Annotated in this window: 20 protein-coding genes; 9 read left to right on the forward strand and 11 right to left on the reverse strand. The window is 39.8% G+C overall.

What is annotated here, in order from left to right; all coding sequences use genetic code 11:
- Positions 1-142: 142 nt before the first annotated feature.
- On the forward strand, positions 143-382 hold the full coding sequence (locus FTU34_RS07975) for a hypothetical protein (protein WP_180035331.1): 240 nt from the start codon (positions 143-145) through the stop codon (positions 380-382).
- Between the two features lie 115 nt (positions 383-497).
- Here FTU34_RS07975 and purB read toward each other — a convergent pair whose 3' ends face one another.
- The 4 genes from purB to FTU34_RS07995 are packed head-to-tail and all read right to left on the reverse strand — an operon-like array spanning position 498 to position 4,313.
- The gene (purB, locus tag FTU34_RS07980) at positions 498-1,886 is read right to left on the reverse strand and encodes an adenylosuccinate lyase (RefSeq protein WP_180035330.1); all 1,389 of its coding nucleotides are present in this window, start codon (positions 1,884-1,886) and stop codon (positions 498-500) included.
- Positions 1,887-1,942: 56 nt separating this feature from the next.
- A complete protein-coding gene (hflD, locus tag FTU34_RS07985) occupies positions 1,943-2,674 on the reverse strand; it encodes a high frequency lysogenization protein HflD (protein WP_218950055.1) in 732 nt (243 codons plus the stop codon).
- Positions 2,675-2,686: 12 nt separating this feature from the next.
- A complete protein-coding gene (mnmA, locus tag FTU34_RS07990; RefSeq protein ID WP_180035328.1) occupies positions 2,687-3,823 on the reverse strand; it encodes a tRNA 2-thiouridine(34) synthase MnmA in 1,137 nt (378 codons plus the stop codon).
- A gap of 4 nt (positions 3,824-3,827) precedes the next feature.
- Positions 3,828-4,313, reverse strand: a complete 486-nt coding sequence (locus FTU34_RS07995) for an NUDIX hydrolase (protein WP_180035327.1) — start codon at positions 4,311-4,313, stop codon at positions 3,828-3,830.
- A 181-nt stretch (positions 4,314-4,494) separates the two neighbouring features.
- Between FTU34_RS07995 and FTU34_RS08000 the strand changes: the two genes are divergently transcribed.
- Entirely contained in the window at positions 4,495-4,881 is a 387-nt protein-coding gene (locus FTU34_RS08000; protein WP_180035326.1) for a hypothetical protein, read from the forward strand.
- A gap of 131 nt (positions 4,882-5,012) precedes the next feature.
- Here FTU34_RS08000 and FTU34_RS08005 read toward each other — a convergent pair whose 3' ends face one another.
- The 5 genes from FTU34_RS08005 to FTU34_RS08025 all read right to left on the reverse strand — a co-directional run bounded on the left by FTU34_RS08005 (position 5,013) and on the right by FTU34_RS08025 (position 8,546).
- Positions 5,013-5,555, reverse strand: a complete 543-nt coding sequence (locus FTU34_RS08005; protein WP_180035325.1) for a hypothetical protein — start codon at positions 5,553-5,555, stop codon at positions 5,013-5,015.
- A gap of 88 nt (positions 5,556-5,643) precedes the next feature.
- Positions 5,644-6,186 carry a gamma carbonic anhydrase family protein gene (locus FTU34_RS08010; RefSeq protein ID WP_180035324.1) on the reverse strand — a complete coding sequence of 181 codons (543 nt, stop codon included), beginning with the start codon at positions 6,184-6,186 and terminating at the stop codon, positions 5,644-5,646.
- A gap of 103 nt (positions 6,187-6,289) precedes the next feature.
- The gene (gene dacC / locus FTU34_RS08015; protein WP_111884220.1) at positions 6,290-7,438 is read right to left on the reverse strand and encodes a D-alanyl-D-alanine carboxypeptidase PBP5/6; all 1,149 of its coding nucleotides are present in this window, start codon (positions 7,436-7,438) and stop codon (positions 6,290-6,292) included.
- A gap of 118 nt (positions 7,439-7,556) precedes the next feature.
- Positions 7,557-7,943, reverse strand: coding sequence for an MCR_0457 family protein (locus FTU34_RS08020; protein WP_180035323.1), 387 nt, complete (start codon positions 7,941-7,943; stop codon positions 7,557-7,559).
- Between the two features lie 228 nt (positions 7,944-8,171).
- Entirely contained in the window at positions 8,172-8,546 is a 375-nt protein-coding gene (locus tag FTU34_RS08025; RefSeq protein ID WP_180035322.1) for an MCR_0457 family protein, read from the reverse strand.
- A 116-nt stretch (positions 8,547-8,662) separates the two neighbouring features.
- On the opposite strand from FTU34_RS08025, the gene surE reads away from it, so the two are divergent.
- The 3 genes from surE to FTU34_RS08040 all read left to right on the forward strand — a co-directional run bounded on the left by surE (position 8,663) and on the right by FTU34_RS08040 (position 11,403).
- A complete protein-coding gene (gene surE / locus FTU34_RS08030; protein WP_111884223.1) occupies positions 8,663-9,436 on the forward strand; it encodes a 5'/3'-nucleotidase SurE in 774 nt (257 codons plus the stop codon).
- 114 nt (positions 9,437-9,550) lie between these two features.
- Entirely contained in the window at positions 9,551-10,381 is an 831-nt protein-coding gene (locus tag FTU34_RS08035; RefSeq protein ID WP_078191836.1) for a peptidoglycan DD-metalloendopeptidase family protein, read from the forward strand.
- Between the two features lie 92 nt (positions 10,382-10,473).
- Positions 10,474-11,403 carry a LysR family transcriptional regulator gene (locus tag FTU34_RS08040; RefSeq protein WP_180035321.1) on the forward strand — a complete coding sequence of 310 codons (930 nt, stop codon included), beginning with the start codon at positions 10,474-10,476 and terminating at the stop codon, positions 11,401-11,403.
- 68 nt (positions 11,404-11,471) lie between these two features.
- Here the strand turns inward: FTU34_RS08040 and FTU34_RS08045 are convergent, their stop codons facing one another.
- Positions 11,472-12,683 carry an aspartate aminotransferase family protein gene (locus FTU34_RS08045; protein ID WP_180035320.1) on the reverse strand — a complete coding sequence of 404 codons (1,212 nt, stop codon included), beginning with the start codon at positions 12,681-12,683 and terminating at the stop codon, positions 11,472-11,474.
- A 198-nt stretch (positions 12,684-12,881) separates the two neighbouring features.
- Between FTU34_RS08045 and grxD the strand changes: the two genes are divergently transcribed.
- Entirely contained in the window at positions 12,882-13,223 is a 342-nt protein-coding gene (gene grxD / locus FTU34_RS08050; protein WP_067762767.1) for a Grx4 family monothiol glutaredoxin, read from the forward strand.
- A 182-nt stretch (positions 13,224-13,405) separates the two neighbouring features.
- Here the strand turns inward: grxD and FTU34_RS08055 are convergent, their stop codons facing one another.
- Complete coding sequence (locus FTU34_RS08055; protein ID WP_373686489.1) at positions 13,406-16,039, reverse strand: Lon protease family protein; 2,634 nt, start codon at positions 16,037-16,039, stop codon at positions 13,406-13,408.
- 205 nt (positions 16,040-16,244) lie between these two features.
- Between FTU34_RS08055 and FTU34_RS08060 the strand changes: the two genes are divergently transcribed.
- The 3 genes from FTU34_RS08060 to FTU34_RS08070 all read left to right on the forward strand — a co-directional run bounded on the left by FTU34_RS08060 (position 16,245) and on the right by FTU34_RS08070 (position 20,187).
- Positions 16,245-18,389: an MFS transporter gene (locus FTU34_RS08060; protein ID WP_180035318.1), complete on the forward strand. Its 2,145-nt coding sequence runs from the start codon at positions 16,245-16,247 to the stop codon at positions 18,387-18,389.
- Positions 18,390-18,587: 198 nt separating this feature from the next.
- Positions 18,588-18,989 carry a lactoylglutathione lyase gene (gene gloA, locus FTU34_RS08065; protein ID WP_078191833.1) on the forward strand — a complete coding sequence of 134 codons (402 nt, stop codon included), beginning with the start codon at positions 18,588-18,590 and terminating at the stop codon, positions 18,987-18,989.
- Between the two features lie 223 nt (positions 18,990-19,212).
- On the forward strand, positions 19,213-20,187 hold the full coding sequence (locus FTU34_RS08070; RefSeq protein WP_180035317.1) for a bile acid:sodium symporter family protein: 975 nt from the start codon (positions 19,213-19,215) through the stop codon (positions 20,185-20,187).
- Positions 20,188-20,424 lie beyond the last annotated feature (237 nt).

Here is a 20,424-nt window from a genome sequence, read left to right on the forward strand (position 1 = left end):
GATGAAAAGTGTTAGTTAGACGGCGCTAGAATTTGTGCATTATTTTTTCAAATGTCATCAGTTCGCTACTAGGGATAAGTATTTTCAAAAAGATTGTATTAAACTCAGATGTATATCGAAGTTTATATATTTGGAAGTAACTATGGCCATTGTTGAGGCATTTATTGCGACTCAAAATTGTTATTTTAACTATGAGTTTGAAGAACTTAATTTAACAGATGATTTTCCAGAAGAGCTCTCTGTGTCTTTGCGCGGCATGATGTTTCGCCATGAGATTCAATATCCCGATGCCACATATTATGTTTATTATTCAGATGTTTTAACAGGCTGTGAATTACAACGGATGAAAGATGATTGGGAAAAATATTGCCCTGCAGAATAAAATTACGTCTAAATTTTCTATCTCCTTGCGGAGCATGCTCCTTATCTCAAAGAGAGAAGAAGTATTATAAATAAAAAACGAGGCATGAAGCCTCGTTTTTTTGATCTATCTAAAATTAGATTTTAGAAATAAGATCTTTAATGTTTGCTGCTTGAGTTGATGCATTACCTGTATATGTTGCAGGTGTCATTTCTGCAAGACGCGCACGGTCAGCAGCAGGAACAGCTTCAAGCTCATTACCATTTACGAAATCAACCATCATATCGCGAGTCATTGCTTGACCACGAGTGAGGGCTTTAAGTTTTTCGTATGGTTTTTCAACTGCATAACGACGCATAACAGTTTGAATTGGTTCAGCAAGAACTTCTTGAGCATGGTCAAGGTCTTCAAGAATACGTTGAGCATTCAATTCAAGTTTGCCAATACCTTTAGAGCAAGCTTCAAATGCGATCAAGCTTTGTGCGAAACCAACGCCCATGTTACGAAGAACAGTAGAGTCAGTTAAGTCACGCTGCCAGCGAGATACAGGAAGTTTTTCACCAAGGTGAGCCAATACCGCATTCGCAATACCCAAGTTACCTTCAGAGTTTTCGAAGTCAATTGGGTTTACTTTATGCGGCATCGTTGAAGAACCAACTTCACCTTCTTTCAAACGTTGTTTGAAGAAACCAAGTGAGATGTATCCCCAAACGTCACGGTTAAAGTCGATTAAGATTGTGTTGAAACGACGTAGCGCATCAAAAAGTTCCGCCATGTAGTCATGCGGTTCAATCTGAGTCGTGTACGGGTTGAAGGTTAAACCTAAAGACTCTACAAAAGCTTGAGAATGAGCAGGCCAGTTAATTTCAGGGTAAGCAGAGTAATGAGCGTTGTAGTTACCTACAGCACCGTTAATTTTACCTAGAAGTTCAACTTGTTTGAATTGCTTGATTTGACGTGCAAGGCGGTAAGCCACGTTCGCCATTTCTTTACCCAAAGTTGTTGGGCTTGCAGTTTGACCATGTGTACGAGACAACATTGGTTGTTCAGCGTGTTGTTCAGCCAAAGCAACGATTGAATCGATGATTTGCTGCATTGCTGCAACTAAAACTTCACGGCCATTTTTAAGCATTAAAGCATGAGACAAGTTGTTGATGTCTTCTGATGTACATGCAAAGTGAATAAATTCGCCTGCATTTTTAAGCTCATCGATATGTGCGATTTGCTCTTTTAAGAAGTACTCAACTGCTTTTACGTCATGGTTTGTTGTACGTTCAATTTCTTTAATGCGGTTTGCATTGTCTTCAGAGAAGTTCGCAACAATTGCATCAAGCGCAGCATTCGTTTCAGCACTGAACGCTGGAACTTCAGTGATTTCAGGACGGTTTGCAAGCGCTTGTAACCAACGCACTTCAACAGTCACACGAGCATGGATTAAACCAAACTCAGAGAGGAAGGGACGTAGAGCATCACATTTGCTTGCGTAACGTCCATCTAATGGAGAAAGTGCGGTTAAAGCGTTCATAGCGATTCCTTAAATTTTGGAATTAAACGTAAAACAAAAAGCCCGTACTGCATCAGTTAAACCACCTGATACTGTAAACGAGCGAGATCTTGAATATCTTGGAGCAGCTTACGCTTGCTGAAAATCATACCCCACGAGCTACCGCCGAGCTGACGCCACAAGTGAGCCATTTGTAAGCCTGTGAATAATGTCGCGCGAATGCGGTTGGTATGTGCTGTATCTTTAAATGCTTCAGCGTTGCCTCGAACCATAATGCGAGGATTGATCGAACCCGCAGTTTCAATATAGGTTTGGGCAAGGTTTGCAATGATACTTGGATGTAAATAATTATTATCGAAAAAGGAGAGCTGTCTAAGAATTTTTTGTTGCGATTGTTCAATAATTTCAACGAACTTCGGATTGCTATACACTTTTTTTTCTAATTGCAATAAAGTCATTGCATAGGTCATTGGTAGCTTGGTATTTGCAAGTTTAGGCAATCTAGATTTTGGGGAAGTGTTAAATGGCTGGGTAATGCTGCTTTCTAAAGTTTTTAAACCGAGAGAAATATCCGCCAATTTATCAAAAAAATCGAGCGTTTGATTGGACTGATTGGATTTAGGACGGATATTCAAACTGGCTTTAATGAGATGTTCAAAATAAAAGTTACCGCTTTCCCCGATACTCTGTTGCCCAGTCAATGCAGTCATATGAGTCAGCTGTGTTGCTTGAAATACAGCAGCTAACGCCAATGCACGATTTTGGCGAGTATTCAGAGTTTGAGGCTGTTGAAACGGTAACTCTGTCATCCGAAACAATCCTTATACAATAAAATCCGGTTTAGGCGCATTGGTATGATGAATCACACCGCCACCTAAACAAACTTCACCGGTGTAGAACACCACACTTTGACCCGGTGTAACAGCACGTTGTGGCTCATCGAATTCGACACGCACACCATTTGGCGCTGTAGAGTCTTTAAATAATGTACAGTCTTGGTCAGGCTGACGATAACGAGTTTTCGCTGTGCAGCGGAAACCTGATTCAGGAATCTCTTGTTCACCAGCCACCCAATCAATCGCTTCAGACCATAAAATGGTGCTTTGCATGAGTGGATGTTCATGACCTTGACCAACGACTAGGCGGTTACCCTCAATGTCTTTGTGAAGTACAAACCAAGCGCCTTCTTCAGCACCTTTTAGACCACCAAGACCGATGCCACCACGTTGGCCGAGCGTATAGTACATTAAGCCGTGATGTTCACCAACCTCTTTACCCGTGTCTAAGACGATTTTTCCGGGTTGAGCAGGTAAATATTGCTTTAAGAAGTCATTAAATCGACGTTCGCCAATAAAACAAATTCCTGTTGAATCTTTTTTCTTCGCGGTGATTAGACCTAATTCTTCAGCGATTTTACGTACTTGTGGTTTTTCAATTTCACCCACAGGGAACAAGGTCTTGTTAATTTCACGACCATGCACTGCATGTAGGAAATAGGTTTGGTCTTTATTTTGATCTACGCCACGCAGTAGAGGGGCATACTCTTCACCACGTGAATTTTTTAGTGTTTCACCACGGCGGCAATAATGGCCTGTCGCAATAAAGTCAGCACCTAAGTTCACAGCATGGTCAAGAAATGCACGGAATTTAATTTCTTTATTGCAGAGAATATCTGGATTTGGTGTACGACCAGCGGCATATTCTTCTAAAAAATGCTCAAAGACACGGTCCCAATATTCCATCGCAAAGTTTGCGGTATGAAGTTTGATACCAATTTTGTCACAAACAGCTTGAGCATCGGCAAGATCTTCCATTGCCGTACAGTATTCCGTGCCGTCATCTTCTTCCCAGTTTTTCATGAAAAGACCTTCAACTTGATAACCTTGTTGAAGTAACAGTGCTGCAGATACAGAAGAATCTACACCACCAGACATACCGACGATGACACGTTGTTGCATAGGATTAAGCATCCAAATTTGAAATTAAGGGAGAATTTTGGTGCTCGTAAATGAGCGATAAAGGAAATTTTTGACCTGAAAGAGCATCTTGTACAGCTTTGATGACTAATGGACTGCGCGCACGGGCAGACTCAATGAGTTCATCAAGCGTCATCCATACTGCACCGACAATACCTGTGTCTAACTGTGCATCGGCATGGTGCTGAATGTCTTTAGCTAAGAAACAGAAACGGAAATAAGTACGATCAGGGAACATCGGGGGAGTATAAGTATACATGCCTAGAAAGTTCGTGATTTCTACATCGTGACCTGTTTCTTCCATGGTTTCTCGAATGGCGGCTTCAATAATGGTTTCGCCAGCTTCAACATGACCTGCAGGTTGATTAAATACAGTATGGGTCACACCTTCTGTATGTTCTTCAACAAATAGGAATTTTCCGTCTTTTTCAACGACTGTCGCAACAGTGACATGAGCAGTCCAAGCGGTCATAGAAAAGCACCATGGGGTAAAAACGCTATTCTACAAAATTTAGGGAGCGGTGGCTATGATTGATTTTTTTCTTAATTTCCTTGAGATGCGTTTCAATATTGAAGTAAGAAGAACGTGGAGGAATCTAGTAAGATAAATCCATTGTACATATCTTCACACTGAAAATTATTTTGAGAATTAGATGAAAATACTAAGTTTATTTGTATTTGTTATGTTAATGGTTAGTTGTACGGCAAAAAGCGGTGCTGATGAAAATTTGTTGCTTGTAGATGATGCAATTCTCGACGTTAAACAAACGCTGCCAAAGAAAAATAATGCATATACAGTTTGGAAAGATATATACAGAGATGGTGCAACTATTAAATTAATATATCAGATGGATAATTATACATTTCCAAAAGATAAAATATATTTGTTAGAAGAGTATGCAAAATCAGATTCTGTAAAGAATGTTATTTGCAAATCTTTATTGGAAACATTTGGTTGGGATTATTCTGTAGAGTCAATTACATATGATATGAATGATACAGTTTTATTTTCTTTTGTTTATAGTAAGAAAAATTGTTAAATAAAAGTGTATTGTTTAATTATTTAGTTAAATTATATTTTTGTCCAGTACTGACCGAATTGTTATAGATTTAACATTACAGCTTTTTAAAATACTTGCTTTAAAAAGTAGTAATGTTAAATATTTAATTTTTATTCAATGAAGGGAATTTTACTATCTCGAGGAAAATCTGGGAATAGTGTGTAAATCATATCAGGATTCTTTTGCAGACCCGCACCATCAATGTATTTCCACTCCTTACTTTCAATTGGACGTACTGCAAGCATGAAGGAAAGATCACCTGTCATTTTTCGGCCATTCATAGAAATCGTGACTTGTTTGGGTATGGCACAAAACTCATTTCTACCAATGATATAACTTTGTTTTGGAGGATGAGTGTCAACTTGAGAGACAAATATTTTATTTAGTTTAAAGGAGTTTGCAGCAAGTTCTAATATGGCATTATATTTATCTTTACTACCTGCATAATTGATAATAGATGAATCTGTTTTTTCGGTGATTAATGCATAATTACCCTTATTCAAGGCTGTGCCGATATCTTTAATTTCTTTGGCAATGATTTTTTCATAATCATCTTTACACTGCATTGAATTCGCAAAAGTAGTTGTAGATGTTAAAATTACGCCTGCAAAAAATATTCTAGTAATGAATAAAGTATAAGGTTTAATCAACATTAAAGAGTTACTCTGTATTTGAATTTGTCTGTCAATGAAGCATTGAGACATAAGCTGGAACTGTTAAAACTAAAAACGAATGCGTATATTATTTATTTTGATCAAGATAATTATTCGACACCTTCACATAATTCTGCGCTGAATAAGGCAAGAACGCTTTTTCTTTATCGGTCAGTGGGCGAACTTTCTTAACGGGACTGCCCACATATAAATAACCACTTTCTAGAACTTTATTGGGTGGGACAAGTGAACCAGCACCAATCATCACATCATCTTCAACAATTACATCATCTAAAATAATCGTACCTATACCGACCAAAACACGATTACCAATGGTACAACCGTGTAATTTCACATGATGACCAATTGTCACATCTTCACCAATAATCAGTGGAGAACCTTCAGGTTTATCGGCTTTTTTATGACTCACATGCAACATTGAGTGGTCTTGCACATTAGAGTTTTTACCAATACGAATATGGTTTACATCACCACGAATCACAGCAAATGGCCAAACAGAGACATTTTCAGCCAATACAACATCGCCAATCACCACTGACATTTCATCGATATAGCAAGAGTCAGCAATACGTGGAACAGTGTCTAAATAAGGGCGAATGTTTTGGCTCATAGGAAAGTCATCTACAGGTTTTTAGGCAGTATAAAATAAAAAAGCACCTAGACCGAAATCTAGATGCTTTCACTTTAGTCTTAATATCGAGTTTTCATCAAACTTAGAATAAGTTGCTAAAGAATTGTTTGATGTGATCAATCATTTTTGCAAAGAAACCAGCTTCTTCAACATTTTGTAGAGCTACAAGTGGTTTTTCAGCAATGACTTTGCCATTAAGCGTTGCAACGTATTTACCGACCACTTGACCTTGTTTTAAAGGAGCAGTTAATTTTGGTTGAACAACCAATTGAGTTTTAATGGCGTTCGCTTCGCCTTTAGGCATCGTCACGTTAAAGTTTTCAGCTAGACCTACTTGAACTTGATTGTCTTTACCGTACCAAACTTTTGCTTTTGCAAGCACTTGTTTAGCAGGTTGAACTTTTACAGTTTCAAAGTTTGCATAACCCCAAGCTAAAATTTCACGTGTTTGAGATGCACGCTCGTTCATGCTTGGCGCACCAAAGATCACTGAAATTAAACGTAAAGGACCACGTTTAGCTGAAGTCGTTAAGCAATAGCCCGCTTCTTCAGTATGACCAGTTTTTAAACCATCTACACTTGGGTCAGTATAAAGCAGGGCATTACGGTTTCCTTGCTTAATGCCATTGAACGTAAATTCTTTTTCAGAATAGATCGGATAGTATTTTGAACTGTCATGAATGATATGTTGCGCTAGAGTCGCCATATCTTTGGCAGTCGAGAAATGACCTTCAGCTGGCATACCTGTCGCATTGATGAATTGAGTATTCACCATGCCAATACGTTTCGCTTCTTGGTTCATCATGTGGGCAAAGGTGCCTTCATTGCCAGCAATATGTTCTGCCATAGCTTTAGAAGCGTCGTTACCCGACTGAATGATAATGCCACGTAACATTTCTAATGCAGTTGCAGTACCGTTGAGCGGAACGTACATACATGACTCAGTGCTGCTGCCGCGACACCAAGCCGACTCATTCATACGTACTTTTTCATTTTCAGTTAGTTCACCGCTTAATAACTTTTGCTCAATGATGTAACTGGTCATCATTTTTGTCATTGAAGCAGGAGCTAATTTTTCGTTTTCATTTTTAGAAGCAAGGATTTGCCCTGTCTCATAGTCCATCAGCACATAAGATTTATTATTTAATTCAGGTGGTGCAGAAAGGACAGTTGCCGCGAATGAAAAACTAGGTGCAAGTAGTAATGCGGCAAGGGCGGTTTTTCGGGTCATTCTGGGTGGTTCCAATAACTTAGGTATAAGCACAAAGAGCCTAGCATTTTAGGACAAAGCTAGGCGGACTGCTATGGGGTGCAAGCGCTTATTTTAAAAGTATTGTAACCAATTGGTATTATTTGCTGTAAGCAGTCAATTCTTTGCAAATCGCACCATTTTTCTTATCGCCAGCTTTCTTCGCATCAGACTGCGCTTCTTTTAAAGCGTCTTTAAAACTTTTTTGTTTGCTGAGTTGCTGTAAAGCATTTACTGGGTTCTTTTCATTCGGCATATATTCTTTAGCTAATTTTGCATAACCCGCTTCAAACTTTGGTTGATCTTTGTCATTCACCAATTTTGGGCAGACTTCAGATAGTACATAGATAGCTGCAAGTTCTTGACTGGTCACTTGAGGTGTGGGAGTCACTTCAATTTTTTCATCTGCGGCATGTGCAGATATGGTAGTGAAAGCAAAAGCAGAAAGGCTAAGGGCACAAAGAGATTTTACAAAGGAGTTTTTCATTTAAATAACCTGTTAAATAAACTAAAAGATATCAAATAGCTAAAATTTATTTGCCTAGCTTAATCGTATTTCTGGTAGAGATCAGTAGAAAATTGTATTGAAGCTGTTTAAAAATCAATACATTGTGAAAGAAAAAAGGATGAGGCTATAAAGCGTCATCCTTTTTTTTGCAGGTTTGATGCAATAAGGACTAACCTATGGAGAGGACGTCCAAAGCTGAATGATCAATTAACCTTCATAACTTAAAACGTCATCACAAACTGATTTTTGCTCAGCTTTATCAGTTTCTTTAGCAGCTTGACGCGCTTCTTCAAGAACTGATTTATATTCGCTGTCAGACTGTAATTTTTCTAATGTCATTGATTTATCAGAATAATCAGCAAGATATGTTTTAGTGAGTGCTTGAATGTTGGCATCAAATTTTGCATTTTGACCAATAATCGCAGGGCATACTTCTAACATGACTTGTGCAGATGCAATATCTTCTTTTACGATGGTATTGGCTTCTTCTTGAGTGAAGTCATTGTCTGCGACCACAGTTTGAGTCATGCAAGCTGCTAGAGCAAAGCTCAATAAACCACGAAGTGCTACGCTTTTATTCATTTTGTACACACACATTTATGCTGGATGTTGAAATGTAAATATATATAATTATTCATATATTTCAATAAAATGTTCTTGCGAGTCATTTTTAATTTTTTAGTAATGGAAATTTAGTTGTGAATATTTTAATTGCCAATGATGATGGCGTTTTTGCTCCCGGTATCCAAGCTTTAGCACATGCATTGCGTCCTCTCGGTCGTGTGGTGATTGTGGCGCCTGAAAGCGAACGCAGCGGTTTTTCAAGTGCTTTAACTTTAGATCGACCATTACGACCTGTCGAAATTGCACCGAATATGTGGGCGGTAAATGGTACACCTGCGGACTGTGTGTATTTATCAATGAATGGTCTGTTTGATTTTGAATTTGATCTGGTGGTGAGTGGAATCAATAGTGGCGCAAATCTGGGTGATGATGTGCTGTATTCAGGGACAGTGGGTGCGGCATTTGAAGGCCGTTTAATGAAACAACCTGCGCTAGCCGTCTCTTTGGCTGGGCCAAATGTGCGTAGTTATAATAACCCAGAAGATTATGCAGTCGCCGCGCAATGGGTGCATGATTTTATTGCCAATGGACTACCCGCGCTACCTGCACGACATATTTTTAATATTAATATTCCAGACGTTGCTGAACTTCAAGGCACCAAAGTGACCTATCAAGGAAGACGTTTACAGTCCAAACCGATTACCAGTCATGTAGACCCGCGTGGTCGTCAAGTCTATTGGATTGGATTGGCAGGCGAGGCAGTGGCAGAGCCTAAGAAAGGCTTAACCGATATCGAGTCAGATTTCTTTGCCGTGGCAAATGGTTATGTCAGTGTAACGCCTATACAAATGGATGCTACAAACTATGAGATTTTGAATAACTTACACGCAGAGTTATCTAAAATTTAAGTATTAGTGTTATAACTTTGTGAAAATGGTTATGCCGCAACTTTTTTAGAGTGGATTTTTGCTAATCTTAGCCCATTCATAATGACTATATTTGAATTATTAGTGAGGAAGATGATGTCCCTGGTGTCACAATATCGCGTTATTACCGCTCCTGCAGCATTATTTAAGACCCTTGTTTTATCTGCTGCTGTGGTTACAACTTTGGTCATGACTGGCTGTGCGTCAAAACCACAAATTAATAATGCGACCCGTTATGCGACTGCTCCGGATTATTATACAGTTCGTTCGGGAGATACTTTAAGTGGCATTGCAGCTCGCTATGGCTTGAGCTATGTCAGCATCGCAGAAATGAACGATATTGCCCAGCCTTATCGCATCTATGTTGGACAATCCATTCGCCTTAAAAATAGTGGCTCTCGTCGTACGACGTCTACACAAGCCATGACTCAAGCGGCACCAATTCAACGCCAAACGATTGCAATGCCAACGCAAACAGCGCCCGTGACTCAAGCTTCAACCACTCCATCGACAGTGACGCGAACTACAGTTCCAACGCCAGTGGTCAGTTCTTCAAGTTTACGTTGGGTGAGTCCAGTATCGCGTCCTACGGTATTACAAGGCTATAACTTAGCATCGAATGTGAAAGGAACACGTTACGCAGGTAATACAGGTGATCCTATTTTTGCAGCAGCTGATGGTCAAGTGGTCTATGCCGCCGATGGTCTTAAAGAGTACGGCAATTTAATTTTGGTGAAGCATATTAATGGCTATATCACTGCATATGCACATAACAGTAAAATGAATGTCAAAAGTGGCGATACTGTCAAAGCAGGGCAGCAAATTGGTGAGATGGGTTCATCGGGTACCAACCGCACGATGCTTGAGTTCCAAGTGCGTTTAGATGGTAAACCAATCAATCCAACTTCAGTTTTACCAAATAATTAAATATATAATGCAAAAGCAAAATATCCCCGTATAATACAATGAGTTGCTTTTATCGAAAGATGAAGCTTCTCATAAGTTTATGAGGGAAATTTATGTTAGATCAACTTCGAGCAATGGGTGTCTTTGCTTGCGTTGTGGAAAAAAATTCGTTTAGCGGTGCTGCTCGTGAGTTAGGTATTACCACGAGTGCCGTGAGTCAGCAAATCCGCTCACTAGAGCAGGATATGGAAGTCATTCTTTTACATCGTTCAACACGTAAGTTAAGTTTGACAGAAGCTGGACAAGCTTTTTTTCATAGTTGCCAAGAGATGCTATCTGCCGCAGAGCGCGGCAAAATTCGTATCAATGAACTTCGTGACGACTTAATCGGTGAATTACGTATTGCATCAACACCAGAACTTTGTGCGAATCATGTGATTCCTGCATTGTCACATTGGATGTCGGCACATCGCGGTTTATCCGTTCATCTAGAAGCAGATAATCAATATATCGACTTAATTGATGGCCGCATTGATATTGCGCTACGAATGAGTTCAAAAATTGATGATCAACAGTTTCATGTGGTGCCATTGGCACATGTTGAACAAGTTCTCGTTGCAGCACCAAGCTATATCAACCAAACCAGTTTAATTACACGACCAGAAGATTTACAAAATCATGATATGGTTCAAATAAATTTGGTTAGAAACTTTCAGCATTTTGCATTTGAAAATGCAGTGACTAAAGAGCAGGTTGCATTGGATGTGCACTCCCGATTTACAACAAATAATGTATTTGCTGCAAAAGCAATGTGTCAACAAGGACATGGCATTGCAAGAATATTATATCTAGATACGCAAAAAGACTTATTAAACGGTTCTCTTGTTGAAGTTTTACCAGAATGGCGTTTACCATCATTTACTCTATATGCGGTGATGTCTAAACGTGATCAACAGCCTACCAAGATTCATCGTTGCCTAGATGCATTAAAATTGTATTTCAGTCAATTACCAGGCGGACGTGTATACCAAGAAGCCTCATAAAAACAAAAAAGGTTTAAAAAGATATAAAAAAAGCCGCAATCAGCGGCTTTTTTTACTTTCGGCACAAATTACGCTAGAAAGTTTTTCACCATTTTAACAATGCGTTCAATTAAGATATCCGCTTGTTTTTTATTGATGTTCAGCGTAGGTAATAAACGAATCACAGAGCCTGCTGTTACGTTAATAATCAAGTGATGCTCATCACGTGCAATATTCACAAGTTCGCCACATGCTTTTGGTAATTCAATGCCGACCATTAAACCAAAACCACGAACAGTTACGTTTTGATCGGCAAGTTGCTCTGTGAATTGCTCAACAAGGTACGCACCCATATTTGCAGCATTTTCAACAAGGTTTTCTTTTTGAATGGTATCAATCACGGTATAAACCACACGTGAACCTAATGCTGTACCGCTATAAGTTGAACCGTGGTTACCCGCTGTTAAAACGCCAACACCACGACCTTGAGTCATGACTGCGCCGATAGGGAAGCCATTACCTAGACCTTTTGCTGTAGTTAGCACGTCAGGAATAATATTGGTGTGTTGATATGCAAAGTATTTACCAGTACGGCCGTTACCTGTTTGCACTTCATCAAGCATCATTAACCAGTTGTGTTGGTTACAGATACGACGAATATCTTCTAAATAGCTAAAACCTTGAGGAGCAGTGTTGACGCCACCTTCGCCTTGGATCGGCTCAACCAAAATCGCTACGATGTCTGGGTGGTGAATTGCAGCTTCTTCAATTGCTTCAATATCACCGAAAGGCACACGAATGAAACCTTCAACCAGTGGGCCAAAACCTTCCTGAACTTTTTTGTTACCTGTTGCAGATAATGTCGCCATGGTACGACCATGGAATGAATGATCAGCAACAATAATTTTAGGGCTTGCAACACCTTGCATATGACCAAATTTACGTGCAATTTTGATTGCACCTTCATTTGATTCTGCACCACTATTTGAGAAGAAAACTTCTTCCATACCCGCAACTTCAGCTAATTTTTGCGCAGCAGCCGTTTGCCAAGGCACTTCAAATAAGTTACTGGTATGAATGAGGGTCGCTGCCTGTTCAGCAATTGCAGCTGTAATTGCAGGATGTGAGTGACCTAAACCACAAACAGCGATCCCTGTCAGTGCGTCTAAGTATTCTGTGCCATCTGCGGTATACAGGTGAGCACCTTGACCTCGGACAAAGCTGATCGGTTGGCGGCCAAATACTGGCATCAAGTGCGATGGTTGATCAGTTTGTACTGGGGCAAGGGTAATGTTATTCATGACTAACTCTAATTTGTCAGGTGATTGAAATAATATAGAGGAGACGCCATATATATATGAGCATCAAGAGGTCTATATAAGCAAAATATGACTCACTTGAAAAGCTGAAATGTAAATAAAACGTGAAATATTGCTTTAGTCATATTGTTTTACTCAGTTTTGGGTATAATGCGAAGCAGATTTATTGAGGATATATCAATGACTGAACAAGCACGCGATACAGAAGCGTTAATTCGTGACCAAATTGCTAAACACGCAGTTCTACTTTACATGAAAGGCACTCCACAGTTTCCACAGTGTGGTTTCTCTGCGCGTGCAGTAGAAGCGCTCAGTCAAATTGGTCGTCCATTTGCTTATGTAAATATTCTTGAAAATCAAGATATTCGCGCAACTCTTCCACAAATTGCAAACTGGCCGACTTTCCCACAATTATGGATCAATGGTGAATTGATCGGTGGTAGTGACATTATGCTTGATATGTTCCAAAAAGGTGAATTACAACCTTTAGTTGAACAATATAGCCCAGCTCCGGAAGCTTAATTGGATGTGTATTTGATGATTTTAATCATTGGATACAGATAAAAATAGCGCCTTTAAGGCGCTTTTTTTATGACTTATTTATCAAAAAAGTCGTGGTTTATGCGTTTTTCCACCATCCCCATACGCATTTAAAGCACAAAGGGTGGTGGAAAAATCAACAAATGAATAAACTCATCGAAGATTTATGACGGATTGTCTTCAGTCGGACTTTCTTCAACAACTTGCTCATTTTCAGCAGTACTGTCTTGAGCTTCAGACTTCTTTGCCTTTTTATCTTTGTCCTTTTTAGACTTCTTCTTTTTTTTCTTTTTCTTTGGCTCTTCTTCCTCAAACTCAGCACCATCTTCAATCGCTTGCCAGTACTCAAGTTGCTCCATGACAGCAGCATAGATTGAGCCTTTGCTATAACGACCTTTTTTATCAAGAGTGCCTACTGGACGCGCCATCAAAATTTCTAGAGCTTGGTCAATGGTATCTATGGCGTGAATATGGAATTGACCTTGTTGCACAGCTTCAATCACATCTTTGCGTAACATTAAGTGCTGCATATTTTGGCGTGGAATAATCACACCTTGCTTGCCTGTTAGCCCTTGTAATTTACATGCATCATAGAAGCCTTCAATCTTGGCATTTACACCACCAATCGGTTGAACTTGACCCAATTGGTTCATTGAGCCAGTGATTGCCCATGATTGATCGATCGGTAATTGGCTAATAGCGGAAATAAGAGCTGAAAGCTCTGCAACAGTTGCGCTGTCGCCATCTACTTGGCCATAGCTTTGCTCAAAGGCAAGGGCAGCAGAAAAATGTAAAATTTGTTCACGACCAAAGTGTGCCTTTAAGAAACTCGACATCAGCAGGACGCCTTTGGCATGCAGAGAACCACCGAGTTCTACACTACGCTCGATATCTAAAATATCGCCGCCACCTTGATAAACCGAAGCCGTTAAACGTGACGGTAAACCAAATTCAACATCAGCATATTGAATCACAGAGAGGGCGTTAATCTGCCCGAATCGATGACCTTTGGTTTCGATTAACTGTGTACCGCGAGTGAGATCTTGCCAATATAATTCACGTAAGTAGCCTAGACGGTATTTACGATGATCAAGAGCGGTGTTGATATGTGTTTCTGTCACCATTTTATCGCCAGCAAGTGCTGCATGATGATGTGCTTCACGAATCAAATCACCTAAGGTGAGGGCATGTAATGACAAAGAGCTTTGATCTTCAGCTTGACGACTTGAATCAGTTAACAGTGCAGCAAGTGCTGTACGGTCAAATGGCAGAAGTTTGTCTGTTTGCACATAGTCAGCAATCAGCTGCATATATGCCTGCTCATTAATGTCATTACGTTGTAATGTATCGGTAAAATCGGCACGAATTTTAAAGACACTGCCCAGTTCTGGTTCGAGTTCTAAAATATCGTAATAAATATCAGGTTCAGCAAGCAGGATCACTTTGATATTTAAATCAATAGCTTCAGGCTCAATCGAAATACTGCCTGTCAATGTAAGCATATGTTCAAGTGAAGACAGCTTTAAATGTCCTGACTTTAATGCACGTTTTAGACCTTGCCATGCATAAGGCTGCTCTAAAAGTTGTTCAGCTTCCAAGATAAGGAATCCACCATTGGCCTTATGCAGTGCACCAGGACGGATTAATGTAAAGTCTGTGGTGATGGTGCCATTTTGGGTCAGTTGTTCGACATGACCTAGCAAATTGTAATGGGTTGGGAAATCTTCAAAAATAACGGGCGCACCAGCATTTGGTTTGTGTGTGGCGATAATGTTAGCTTGGTAGCGAGATGGCACGCGGTTAAATAGGCCAGGTGTAAAGTCATCTTCTTCTTGCTCAAGCACAAACTCAACATTTTGAATGATGTCATCTGCATATTGCTTAAGATAATCTTCCAAGCCTTCAACCATGCTGAATTTATTTTGAATTAGATCAAGACGCGGCATTACAACTTGTTTAGCAATTTCACGGTTTAAAACCTGAACTTTATCGCGTGCGTCATCTTCAAGATCACCAAGATGTAGACCAAGGCGTTCAAGTTTTTTATCCATATAACGGACGTTTGACGCAATTTCAGCTCGTTGTTTACTGCTTAGTGCATTGATGTCTTCTTTGGACATTTCTTGGTATTTGTTATCGACCAAATGCACGGGAACGAAACAATGATCATCATCCTGAGAAATCAGTTTAAGATCGAGCTCTTCACCTTCTCGGGTTAATTCAACTAAAGCAAGATGTTGTTCATCACCAGCATGTTGGCGAATCATTTCAATGCGATTGTGATAGGTTTCTGCGGTGAAGCGACGTTCAAGCTGTTTTAATATGGTTTGCCAACTTTGATGTAATAACGCTTGGAATTTTGTCGCTTGACCAGAAGGAAGTTTTAGCGCAATTGGTTCACGCGGAAACTTAAAATTATTGACATAGACCCAATCTGGAGGCGTTGGCATATTTTTAGCGTGTTGTTGTAATAAGCGCTTAATCATGGTGCGCTTACCTAAGCCTGCGGTACCTACAGCAAAAATGTTATAGCCTGAATAGGGCAATGCAATGCCAGCTTCAACCGAAGCTCGGGCACGATCTTGTCCTAAAAAGTCATTGAGTGGTTTAATCCGCTTGGTAGACGTCGGTATTTTTTTAAGCTCAGGCGTATGCGTCAGCTGAAGCGGCTGCAACTGGGTTTTAGTTAAAGTATTCTGTATTTCGGGTTGATCAAAAGCGCTCTTTAGTGTCGTTACTGTTTCTGCTAAGTTTTTTGTGTTGGTTTCATTAATGGTGGTTGATAAAGAAGAGTGAATTTGTTCAAGTCGCTGGGTCACTGTTGAATCCAAAAAACTAAAGAATAGAGATATGTAATTAAGGTATACAGGTTTAATGCCAAAGATCAAGCAACAGCATGCGAAATATCGATAAAATAAAACAATGATTTCATAAATGTTGTTGAAACCGTTGTCATTAAGCGCTTGAATAGCAACATTCGATTTTGACAAAAATAACTGAGTCATGACAACACAAGCTTCAGGATGGAAATCTGCTTTTACTGCATTTTTAGACCGACGTGCGCTGATTATGCTTTTTCTTGGCTTTTCGGCCGGTATCCCAATTTTACTGATCTTTTCCAGTTTATCGCTTTGGTTAGGTGAAGCAGGAATTGATAAAAGTGCAGTGACTTTTTTTAGTTGGGCAGCGCTTGGCTACTCATTTAAGTTTGTTTGGGCGCCATTAATTGATGAGTTACCTGTGCCATTTTTAACTAAACAACTTGGACGTCGCCGTGCATGGTTATTGATCGCTCAGGTTCTCATTATCTGTGCAATTTGTATCATGGCATTTTCAGATCCTGCTTTAGGACAAAGCTATATTTACCAAATGGCCGCTGGCGCTGTATTGCTAGGTTTTTCTGCCGCAACGCAAGACATTGTGATTGATGCTTATCGTATTGAGTTGGCAGAAACTGAAATGCAGACCGTTTTAGCTTCGACTTATAATGCAGGTTATCGTATCGGCATGATCGTGGCAGGTGCAGGGGCGTTATTTTTGGCGGCATATTTAGGCACGGCCAAAGGTAACTATATTTATGAAGCTTGGAAATATACTTATCTTGCAATGGCTGCTGTGATGGTTATTGGTATTATTACAACTTTATCGATACGTGAGCCGCAAGTTGACCGTGTACAAAAGCATTATAAACGGACCGACTATTATCGTTTAGTCGCGGTATTCTTTGCTGCGGTGGTTGCCTTTGTCTTGAGTTATATCTATTCAGGTGTAGCGGTTGAAAGCTTGAAAGAGCAGTGGCAAATTTCGGACTCATTTGCATTGTTCTGTTTAGAGGCTGTGCGCTTTATTTGTTCAGCGGTGGTTGCTTTTGGCATCGGTTCAGTTTTGGTGAAATCAGGTGCTGTAAATAAGCAGATGGCATTTGAAACTTGGGTTAATCCAGTTGCAGATTTCTTTAAGCGTTATGGTCTAAAACTGGCTTTAGTGCTGTTGTTACTTATTGGTTTTTACCGTATTTCCGATATTATCGCCGGCGTCATTTCTAATGTGTTTTATCAAGATTTAAACTTCACCAAAGAGCAGATTGCCGAAGCTGTAAAAGTCTATGGTGTGATTTTTAGCTTGGTTGGTGGCTTCCTTGGTGGTTTGCTTGCGCAGCGCATGAACATTATGAAATTAATGTTTGTCGGTGCGATATTAGCCAGTTCAACAAACTTGATTTTTATCGGCCTAGTCAAATCAGGTCAGCCATTGAGCGATGTCACTGTAAATGTAGCAGGGCAGCACTATACAGCGACGCCGGATGACACGGGAGCTTGGGCAGTTCAAATTCCAAAAGCAGTCTTGGCGGCTGATCAAAATATTCAGGTCAGTGCGGATTATCAGTCTAAGAATCAACATCCAGTACAGGTGAGTTTGCCGTATTTGAATAATGCTTTTTCAAACTCAGCAATGATGTTGCTGCCAGTGACTTCAGATAACACGATTTCAGCTCAAGAGACTGCAAATAGTATCGTGGTCCGTGGACAATACTTGGCAGGCGAGTTAAAAGAAAGTCAAAAAATTCAAATTATTTTGGATGCTAAACCATTCGACGCGAAGCTTGATAAAACTGGTGTTTTTAGTGCTGCAATTCCAGGTCAAGCGCTCGAAACAGCAAAGCAAAAAACATTAACGGCTCAACTACTAGAAAATGATGTGGTGAAAAAGAGTGTCGATTTAGCATATCAAGTGAATACATCGGCCAATATGGCGGGTGTGCTTGGTGTTGATATTCAACCGATTAACTTAGCAAGTGCTGAACAGAATGTGGACATCGAAGGTAAGGTCATTAAGCCTTATAGTTCGCTGTGGCTGTATTTTGCGATTATTGTTGATAACTTGGCTTCTGGTCTTGCTGGTGCGGCATTTATTGCATTTTTATCGAGCTTAACCAGTGTTTCTTTCACAGCTGTTCAATATGCTATCTTCAGTTCCTTAATGACCTTAACCCCTAAAATTTTAGGCGGTTACTCAGGTACGATTGTGACCAATATCGGTTATCCAAACTTTTTCTTGATGACAACTCTAATTGGTATTCCGATTTTAATTTTAGTGGTTTGGGTCGCCAAACTATTGAGAGAACATGAACAGAAATCCAGTTCATAATTCAATTTAACTTAAAAAAAGCCTATTCAGTTTGAGTGGGCTTTTTTATTCTAAGCTGTTGAATAGCCTAAGCAGGTCTACGGTTTTGGACAAGGATATTTGAAATAAGGCGGTATATGTGCTCTAGACTTAAATTGAACTTTGCATGTTAAATCCCTATAGTATTCAAACATAATGATAGATTTAGGAAACTCGATTATGCGCATGCTGCATACCATGTTACGTGTAGGCAATTTAGAGCGTTCATTGGCGTTCTATACTGAAGTACTCGGTATGACTTTGCTTCGTAAGCGTGATTATGAAGAAGGTCGTTTTACTTTGGCATTTGTGGGCTATGGTGATGAAGAAAATCATACCGTACTCGAGTTAACGCATAACTGGGATACGGAGAGTTATGAATTGGGTAACGCTTATGGCCATATTGCTATTGCAGTAGATGATGCCTACAAGGCTTGTGAAGAAATTAAAGCACGTGGCGGAAACGTGGTACGTGAAGCAGGACCAATGAAAGGTGGTGTGACCGTCATTGCCTTTGTTGAAGATCCCGATGGCTATAAAATTGAGTTGATCCAACAAGACTCAAATGCACGAAATAATTAATGTGCAATCATTAATATAAAGTCATCTGTAATGCTGAATATTCTTATTTATAAATTTTTTTGCGTTGAGCTCACTATCAACGTTTAAAATAATGAATATATCGGAGAAAAGCTGGCTTTATTTATATGGCCCAGTAAGATGAAATTTACTCAATGGTAAATTTAGCTTATTGGGCATTTTTGTGCCGATGAGCTTTAAAGGGAAATTTGTACAGGATGTTGTTATGCTGAAAATGTTGGCTTTGGATCGTTTTACCATTCTACTTTTTGTAATGGTCATACTTGCGACGTTTTTGCCTGTTAGTGGGCAAGCTGCAGAAATCTTTGGCTATATTACAACGGCTGCAATTGCCATTTTATTTTTTCTACATGGTGCAAAGTTATCTCGTGAGGCTGTGGTTGAAGGCATAATGCACTGGAAGTTACATGCTTTAGTTTTTGGTTTTACCTTTGCATTATTTCCATTATTGGGTTTAATGGCGAAACCAATTCTCGTGCCGATGTTAGGGCAAGAGTTGTATTGGGGCTTTTTGTTTATGTGCTTTTTACCCTCGACAGTACAGTCTTCTATTGCATTTACTTCGGTAGCACAGGGTAATGTTGCTGGCGCAGTCTGTAGTGCATCATTTTCAAATATTATTGGGATGTTTATTACCCCAGTGATGGTGGCATATTTTATTCTCGGCCAGTCACAACATAACTACGATCCGACTGCATCTATTATTCAAATTACCCTGTTATTACTCATTCCCTTCATTTTAGGGCAGCTCCTCCGTCCTTGGGTGTTTCCTTATATGAAGAAAATGTCAAAAATCGTGAAGGTATTTGATCAGGGCTCAATTTTGATGGTGGTCTATGGTGCATTCAGTAGTGCAGTGGTGGCAGGGCTATGGCATCAAGTGAGTGGTATGACCTTATTCCTGTTGATTTTGGCGTGCTCTGTCTTGTTAACGATCATTATGTTATTGGCGCTATATGTACCACGTTGGTTGGGCTTTAGCCGAGCTGATCAAAAGACGATTTTCTTTTGTGGTTCTAAAAAAACCTTGGCGAGCGGCGTGCCCATGGCACAAATTTTATTTATTGGGCAGCCGATGGGGATGATAGTTTTACCGATTATGATCTTTCACCAAATTCAGTTGATGGTCTGTGGTGTGATTGCCAACCTTTGGGCAAAACAAAGCCGTGGGCAAGAATAGGGTGAGATGAGTACGTCCTTTTTAAATAGCTTATATAGATGAAAAAAATCATGAAAATTAAAAAAGGCTTCTTCATTTTATTCTTGGGTATGAACACAGTCGTTCATGCCCAATAGGATTTATCTCTAAATAGTAACCGTGATGTCATTGAAAAAATGTCCCTCATCAGCCTGCAGCCCATGTTGGATTTTGTCGTGATCGACAACCATAGATGAATAAGGAATTAGATCAGGCTTA

Source organism: Acinetobacter sp. YH12094 (assembly GCF_013419295.1).
GTDB classification, from domain to species: Bacteria; Pseudomonadota; Gammaproteobacteria; order Pseudomonadales; family Moraxellaceae; genus Acinetobacter; species Acinetobacter amyesii.

Bases quoted from the DNA above. Each gene is read 5' to 3' on its own strand.
- FTU34_RS07975 (WP_180035331.1), top strand. From the start codon at position 143: ATGGCCATTGTTGAGGCATTTATTGCGACTCAAAATTGTTATTTTAAC.
- purB (WP_180035330.1), bottom strand. From the start codon at position 1,886: ATGAACGCTTTAACCGCACTTTCTCCATTAGATGGACGTTACGCAAGC.
- hflD (WP_218950055.1), bottom strand. From the start codon at position 2,674: ATGACAGAGTTACCGTTTCAACAGCCTCAAACTCTGAATACTCGCCAA.
- mnmA (WP_180035328.1), bottom strand. From the start codon at position 3,823: ATGCAACAACGTGTCATCGTCGGTATGTCTGGTGGTGTAGATTCTTCT.
- FTU34_RS07995 (WP_180035327.1), bottom strand. From the start codon at position 4,313: ATGACCGCTTGGACTGCTCATGTCACTGTTGCGACAGTCGTTGAAAAA.
- FTU34_RS08000 (WP_180035326.1), top strand. From the start codon at position 4,495: ATGAAAATACTAAGTTTATTTGTATTTGTTATGTTAATGGTTAGTTGT.
- FTU34_RS08005 (WP_180035325.1), bottom strand. From the start codon at position 5,555: ATGTTGATTAAACCTTATACTTTATTCATTACTAGAATATTTTTTGCA.
- FTU34_RS08010 (WP_180035324.1), bottom strand. From the start codon at position 6,186: ATGAGCCAAAACATTCGCCCTTATTTAGACACTGTTCCACGTATTGCT.
- dacC (WP_111884220.1), bottom strand. From the start codon at position 7,438: ATGACCCGAAAAACCGCCCTTGCCGCATTACTACTTGCACCTAGTTTT.
- FTU34_RS08020 (WP_180035323.1), bottom strand. From the start codon at position 7,943: ATGAAAAACTCCTTTGTAAAATCTCTTTGTGCCCTTAGCCTTTCTGCT.
- FTU34_RS08025 (WP_180035322.1), bottom strand. From the start codon at position 8,546: ATGAATAAAAGCGTAGCACTTCGTGGTTTATTGAGCTTTGCTCTAGCA.
- FTU34_RS08035 (WP_078191836.1), top strand. From the start codon at position 9,551: ATGTCCCTGGTGTCACAATATCGCGTTATTACCGCTCCTGCAGCATTA.
- FTU34_RS08040 (WP_180035321.1), top strand. From the start codon at position 10,474: ATGTTAGATCAACTTCGAGCAATGGGTGTCTTTGCTTGCGTTGTGGAA.
- FTU34_RS08045 (WP_180035320.1), bottom strand. From the start codon at position 12,683: ATGAATAACATTACCCTTGCCCCAGTACAAACTGATCAACCATCGCAC.
- grxD (WP_067762767.1), top strand. From the start codon at position 12,882: ATGACTGAACAAGCACGCGATACAGAAGCGTTAATTCGTGACCAAATT.
- FTU34_RS08060 (WP_180035318.1), top strand. From the start codon at position 16,245: ATGACAACACAAGCTTCAGGATGGAAATCTGCTTTTACTGCATTTTTA.
- gloA (WP_078191833.1), top strand. From the start codon at position 18,588: ATGCGCATGCTGCATACCATGTTACGTGTAGGCAATTTAGAGCGTTCA.
- FTU34_RS08070 (WP_180035317.1), top strand. From the start codon at position 19,213: ATGCTGAAAATGTTGGCTTTGGATCGTTTTACCATTCTACTTTTTGTA.